At 34.2% G+C, this 5,479-nt stretch carries 8 protein-coding genes; 1 reads left to right on the forward strand and 7 read right to left on the reverse strand.

All coding sequences use genetic code 11. The features are described 5' to 3' along the window. The first annotated feature begins 90 nt into the window (after nt 1-90). Entirely contained in the window at nt 91-1,023 is a 933-nt protein-coding gene (locus AOG55_RS01515) for an alpha/beta hydrolase-fold protein (RefSeq protein WP_048100783.1), read from the forward strand. A gap of 22 nt (nt 1,024-1,045) precedes the next feature. On the opposite strand, the gene AOG55_RS01520 is transcribed toward AOG55_RS01515, so the two are convergent. From AOG55_RS01520 to AOG55_RS01550, 7 genes are read right to left on the reverse strand one after another with little or no spacing between them, the layout of a single operon-like run. Next, on the reverse strand, nt 1,046-1,264 hold the full coding sequence (locus tag AOG55_RS01520) for a DNA-directed RNA polymerase subunit N (RefSeq protein WP_048100782.1): 219 nt from the start codon (nt 1,262-1,264) through the stop codon (nt 1,046-1,048). A 4-nt stretch (nt 1,265-1,268) separates the two neighbouring features. Beyond that, complete coding sequence (locus AOG55_RS01525) at nt 1,269-1,673, reverse strand: 30S ribosomal protein S9 (RefSeq protein WP_048100781.1); 405 nt, start codon at nt 1,671-1,673, stop codon at nt 1,269-1,271. Next, nucleotides 1,663-2,082, reverse strand: coding sequence for a 50S ribosomal protein L13 (locus tag AOG55_RS01530; RefSeq protein ID WP_048100780.1), 420 nt, complete (start codon nt 2,080-2,082; stop codon nt 1,663-1,665). The genes AOG55_RS01525 and AOG55_RS01530 overlap by 11 nt, the downstream gene beginning before the upstream one ends. A 5-nt stretch (nt 2,083-2,087) precedes the next feature. Continuing rightward, a complete protein-coding gene (locus AOG55_RS01535) occupies nt 2,088-2,456 on the reverse strand; it encodes a 50S ribosomal protein L18e (protein WP_048100779.1) in 369 nt (122 codons plus the stop codon). A gap of 38 nt (nt 2,457-2,494) precedes the next feature. After that, entirely contained in the window at nt 2,495-3,835 is a 1,341-nt protein-coding gene (locus tag AOG55_RS01540; RefSeq protein ID WP_048100778.1) for an MFS transporter, read from the reverse strand. 42 nt (nt 3,836-3,877) lie between these two features. Further along, nucleotides 3,878-4,600: an RNA methyltransferase gene (locus tag AOG55_RS01545; RefSeq protein ID WP_048100777.1), complete on the reverse strand. Its 723-nt coding sequence runs from the start codon at nt 4,598-4,600 to the stop codon at nt 3,878-3,880. Continuing rightward, nucleotides 4,600-5,370 carry a peptidylprolyl isomerase gene (locus AOG55_RS01550; RefSeq protein WP_048100776.1) on the reverse strand — a complete coding sequence of 257 codons (771 nt, stop codon included), beginning with the start codon at nt 5,368-5,370 and terminating at the stop codon, nt 4,600-4,602. Before AOG55_RS01550 ends, AOG55_RS01545 begins: the two co-directional genes overlap by 1 nt. Nucleotides 5,371-5,479: the final 109 nt, after the last annotated feature.

Consider the following 5,479-nt stretch of genomic DNA (forward strand, 5'->3'; position numbering starts at 1 on the left):
TTAACATATAAATCTAATAATTTATTTTATAGAAAATATAGTTTTCATTTAAAGTGTTAAAATTTAAGTAGAAATGACCCATCATAGACCATGGAGATAATAACAAAAATTTTAGATTCAGAGGCATTACATGATAATCCCGTAAATGATAAACCACAGAGGGAGGTAACAATCATTGAAAACAGTCCTAAAGAAAATACGCCATTGCTTGTAGGACTTGCAGGTTTTTTTGGGTCTTCCAGGAGTTTTTTGAATAAAAGTTATACAAATATTGATTTTATGGATGTTTTAAATAAAATATCTAAAAAATACAGTTTCATAATTATACTGCCAGATACAATGACATACTTCAGGGGCAACCAGTATGTAAATTCTACTGCCGTTGGAAATTACAGCGACTTTATTACAAAGGATCTGATAAAGTTTCTATTTAAAATATATGGAAAACGCGATGTTTACCTCTTTGGAAAATCGTCAGGTGGTTTTGGCTCTATTTATAATGCATTGCATAATCCAGATATATTTTCAGGATTTATAGACATCTCCGGAGATTCATATTTTCATTATTCATATCTAAGGGATTTTCCTGTGGCATATAAAATACTTAAAAATCTGGGCATAAAAAAGTTTATGGAAAAATTTAATTCTGATTATATCCACAGCCAGGATGAGCTTACAGCAGAGAATATAATTGCCATGTCAGCCTTTTATTCACCCAAAAACACTGAAATTAACCTGCCATTTGATTTAAATGATGGTGGATTAAATGAGCACTGGAATGCATGGCTTAAATTTGATCCAGTTAATATTATTGATACATCTGGCATTTCCCTAAAAAATAAAAAGATAATACTTCAAACAGGTATTTATGATGAGTACAGCATAAACATAGGCATGAATATGATACACGAAAAACTCTCAATGCTTAACATTTCACATACATACAAGGAATATCCTGTTGGGCACTTTAATACAAATCATCTTTATTTAGAATCAATGCCTGAAATATTAAAAGACTATTAAAAATATAAATTAAATTTAAAAATTAGTATGATATAATTTCATCTATCAAATCTGCATTTGATAGTATCATCCTTCTGCAGCAGTACCTTTCTATTCCAAGATTATCCAGAATCTCAGATTTTTCTGCACCGGTTGGTTCATGACCGGTTTCATTTCTTATCCTTTTGGATTCCTCCACAAATTTTATGTAATCTGAGGCTATGACCCTGCCACAGCTAAAACATCTTACCGGTATTATCATAGACTCACCTGTATGATTTCTGCCTCTTTGCACGGGCACCATAACCCATTGGCTTTTTCGGCATCTTTCTTCTTATATCATTAACAAGCATGGTTCTATCATATGATCTTAATGTATTTTCAAGCTCATGATCATCGCTGAAATACTGAACTATTCCCTTGGAAATTGCAGTTCTGCATGCATCTGCCTGCCCTGTATTTCCACCACCGTGCACTTTTATTTCTATATCTATTTCACTGGCACGGTCTCCGAGGATTTTTAATGGCTCCATCATTTTGTTTCTTAGCAGTTCTATGGGGTATAATTCTATTGGAACACCATTTATGAGAACCTTACCGGTGCCTTTTTTTGTAACGGCCCTTGCTATTGCCGTTTTTCTCTTACCTACTGTTAAAACCTCACTGCTCATTTACTTCACCCAATATTTTTGATATTTCACCAAGTGTTATAAAACCAGTTGCATTAATATTTATAGCCCTATCTACCTTAATAAAATCATTGTTCTGCAATGATTTTGGTATATTTGAGTATACAGTGCACCTCTTAAATGCTTCAAGGCCATGGGATGTTTTTACAGGAAGCATGCCCCTTATTGCACGCCTTAATATTGCATCTGGTGTTTTGGGATAATAAGGCCCTTTTCTTACGCTTCCTATATCCCTTCTATGATTAAATTTGTCAAGGATGTAACTCCTTTTTCCTGTTATAACAACCTTTGACGCATTTACTATTGTAACCTCCTCGCCCTGAAGTAACTGCTTTGCAACATATGCGGAAAGTCTTCCATAAATATGATTTTCAGCGTTTATATATATCATTTAAATCACCTTATTATTTTTATTCCAGTACCCTTTGGATTTTCATTTGCAAGATCCTGAAGATCTACATACTCGGCACCTGCGGCCTCAAGTTTTGCCCTGGCCTTTGGAGATGCCTTTAATGCAGCAATTTTAATTTTTTTGTTAAAGATACCTGAGGATAATAAAAATCCGGGTATAACTATAACATCACTGTCATTAACCAGGTCATTCAACTTTCCAAGGTTTACCTTTGCATAATTTCTGCGTGAGGAACTCAATCTTAATGCTATGTCCCTCCAGAATGGGGAACCACTCTCGCGCGATCTTTCAAGCAAACCTGTTATTATGTTTACAATTTGAATGCTTGTCTTTCTCTCTACTTTGATCGACATGGCTCTATATTGATAATTAATTAATAAATTTATTGAATTTAAGTAAGGTGTTTTCCCTTTGGCTCCGGTGCAAGTAAATATGTAACGGTAAAACCAGTGATTTCGAAAATTATCAGGAAAATTAAAACATATTTGAATGGAAGGCTAAAGAGTATTATGGGGAATGCAATTGTACCAAGTATTGCACCTATTCTTGAAACAGATGTGGCGAATCCCATTGCAGTTCCCCGTATTCTAGTTGGGAATATCTCAACAGGATAATCGTAGGTAAGGTTTGTTGGACCTATATTATGAAATAAATGCATTATGGCAAAGGCCATAAATGTAAATATTAAGGTGAATGCTATGTAATTCGTTAGAATTGCGAAAACAATCAATGAAATGGCAGCACCGCCAAAACCAAGTATTTCCAGACTTTTTCTGCCTGTTTTTTCAACAAGGTACATGCATATAAGAAAACCTATAAAAACAGGTAATTCTTCTAAAAGTGTGGCAAGTACCACAAGGACTATATTTGAACTGCTATATGCAAATGCCGAGGGTGTATATTCCCATACACCATAACTTGAAACATCATAAGAAAACCATGCAATTGATACAAAAACAGTTGAGGCAAGATATTTTTTACTAAATAGATTTCTTATTTTTGAATCACCCCTTTCCACATCGGGTATTGAATCTATATCAAGGCCTGCAGACGAGGCAACCGCCTTGGATGATTTTAACGCCTCTGTTTTGTTGCCATTTTTACTGAGCCAGAATGGACTCTCCGGAAGATTCCTTCTGGAAAATATTACAATAACCGGAATCACAGTAGCGGTTATATAAAGGAGTCTCCAGTTTAACATGGATGGTGTATAAAGAATAACAGGTATGGAAACAAGCAATAATGCCACGCCACCAAGGGTCCATGAAAAGATATTAAATACAAGAAGTTCGCCTCTTTTATTTTTGGGAGAAAATTCTGCCTGTATGGAGGAACTTATTGGGTAGTCAGCGCCTATTCCAATGCCTGTAAAAATCTGGAATATTATAAATTCTATTATATTTGTTGATAATCCGCTTAATAAAAGGAATATTACTGTAATTACAAGATCATATTCATAGAGCTTTTTTCTGCCAAAGCGATCAGAAAGATTCCCAAGAACAATGCTTCCAAAGAACATTCCAATAAATAGGGATGAACCCATAATGGCGATGTAATATGCATAATATGGGGATGTAATTATGCCAAAATACTGCTTCATATAAAGGATTGCTATTGAATATATTGTTAATACATATCCATCCATAAAAATTCCCATGGAGGAAAGCATTGTTATCTTTAACAGGTATGGCGTAACTGGCAGATCATCTATTTTTCTATTTGATGTTAGCATTTTCCTTACGCTAGTTATAAATGCATAACCGATTGATAAACTTTATTCATGCGTTTTATTTTCCAGACGGTTTATGATCTGTCTTAGTATTCCCATTATTTTGTAAAATTCAGATTCTGTTATCTGGGCACGGCCAATGATTTTATTAAGCATTGTCATAAGTATGTTGATCTGAAAATCCTTGTAATCCACTAAGGTTAACAAATATTCGATTCTGGACATTAAAACATTTAAATTTTCGGAGGTTATAACATCTTTAGCCTCTATAACATTTGTTTTATAGTATCTCACAATCATTTCATATAAAATAATCGCAACTGCATGGGATAAATTATAAACAGGATATTCGGGATTCCCTATAATTTTTATGAAAAAATTGCATTTATCCAGTTCAGAATTATGAAGACCGTTATCCTCACGGCCAAATACCAGTGCAACCTTCTGCCCGTTCAGACCATAATTATCCCAGAAGTATTCTGGTGATACGGGGACACGCCTAAATTTGTTCCCTGATTTTGAAACATCTGATGTTCCGGCAATTATATCAAAACCTTTAATGGCCTCTTCAAATGTATTATATATTTTTGCATTTTTTAAAATGTAATCACCATGCATGGCGCGATGCATGGCCTCCTCATCAGGTATAGTCTTAATTATTCTTAAGTCTGTTAAACCACTATTTGCCATGGATCTGGCAACTGCGCCAATATTTCCCTGATATTTTGGTTCAACAAGGATTACTGAAATAAGATTTTTAATGTCCATTATTGCTTTTCTTTAACTTCCTGATTCTCGGAGGTGCCATTATTTTCTTCCTTATTTTCTTCCTTTTTCTCTGATTCCTGCACTTCCTCAGATTTCTTTTCCTCCCTCTTGTAAAGCTCTTTAATTATTGTATCCTTATCAGGTATGTATTTTCTTATGTCGTTTGCTATTCTATATTTTGAATCAAGCCAGTTAACATCAAATTTTGCCTTTTCAGGTATTTGAATATTTATTATATCATTTTCTAATGATACCTCAAATTCATCGGCGTCACTGTACTCCATATCTATTATGGCCTTTACCTTTTCAGATTCGTCAGTAATAACCTTTTTAATTTCGTATTTATAATACAGATCCTTACCTGCAAGTTCATGATTATAATCAATAAGCACCCTGCCCGGCGTAACTGATATTATCCTGCCAATTTTGTTGCCAATATTAACCTCCTTGCCGACCTCTGGTGTTATATTATTCCTCTGGAACTCCCTCATTGGAACAACCTTAATATTTTTATTATCCCTGAGGCCATATGCATCCTTTGCCGGAACAACAACCTCATATTCCTTTCCTATTTCGGCATTTTTAAATGAGTCATTTATTGCCTTAAACATGCCCTCGCTACCAATAATTAATACAACATCCTTGTATTTCTTCTTATCATCGAAAATATTCTCTGCCTTCGCAACATCTTCCTTGCTTGTTGATATTAATTTTTTGTCTGGGCCAGCCCTCATCTCGTAACTAAGTTCTATGAAATCACCATCATTCATTAACAATCACCGATAAACTTACTGTTTGAGATTAATTATTTATATATATATTTATTGAAAAAATCAGGTTTACCTTCTTAAGTTTGGTTTCATTTAGATCGGAAGAGCA

The organism is Acidiplasma cupricumulans, from assembly GCF_001402935.1.
Classification (GTDB): Archaea; Thermoplasmatota; Thermoplasmata; order Thermoplasmatales; family Thermoplasmataceae; genus Acidiplasma; species Acidiplasma aeolicum.

What these genes read in the sequence shown, in the direction of transcription:
- AOG55_RS01515 (WP_048100783.1), top strand. Translation starts at nt 91, where the DNA reads ATGGAGATAATAACAAAAATTTTAGATTCAGAGGCATTACATGATAAT.
- AOG55_RS01520 (WP_048100782.1), bottom strand. Translation starts at nt 1,264, where the DNA reads ATGATAATACCGGTAAGATGTTTTAGCTGTGGCAGGGTCATAGCCTCA.
- AOG55_RS01525 (WP_048100781.1), bottom strand. Translation starts at nt 1,673, where the DNA reads ATGAGCAGTGAGGTTTTAACAGTAGGTAAGAGAAAAACGGCAATAGCA.
- AOG55_RS01530 (WP_048100780.1), bottom strand. Translation starts at nt 2,082, where the DNA reads ATGATATATATAAACGCTGAAAATCATATTTATGGAAGACTTTCCGCA.
- AOG55_RS01535 (WP_048100779.1), bottom strand. Translation starts at nt 2,456, where the DNA reads ATGTCGATCAAAGTAGAGAGAAAGACAAGCATTCAAATTGTAAACATA.
- AOG55_RS01540 (WP_048100778.1), bottom strand. Translation starts at nt 3,835, where the DNA reads ATGCTAACATCAAATAGAAAAATAGATGATCTGCCAGTTACGCCATAC.
- AOG55_RS01545 (WP_048100777.1), bottom strand. Translation starts at nt 4,600, where the DNA reads ATGGACATTAAAAATCTTATTTCAGTAATCCTTGTTGAACCAAAATAT.
- AOG55_RS01550 (WP_048100776.1), bottom strand. Translation starts at nt 5,370, where the DNA reads ATGAATGATGGTGATTTCATAGAACTTAGTTACGAGATGAGGGCTGGC.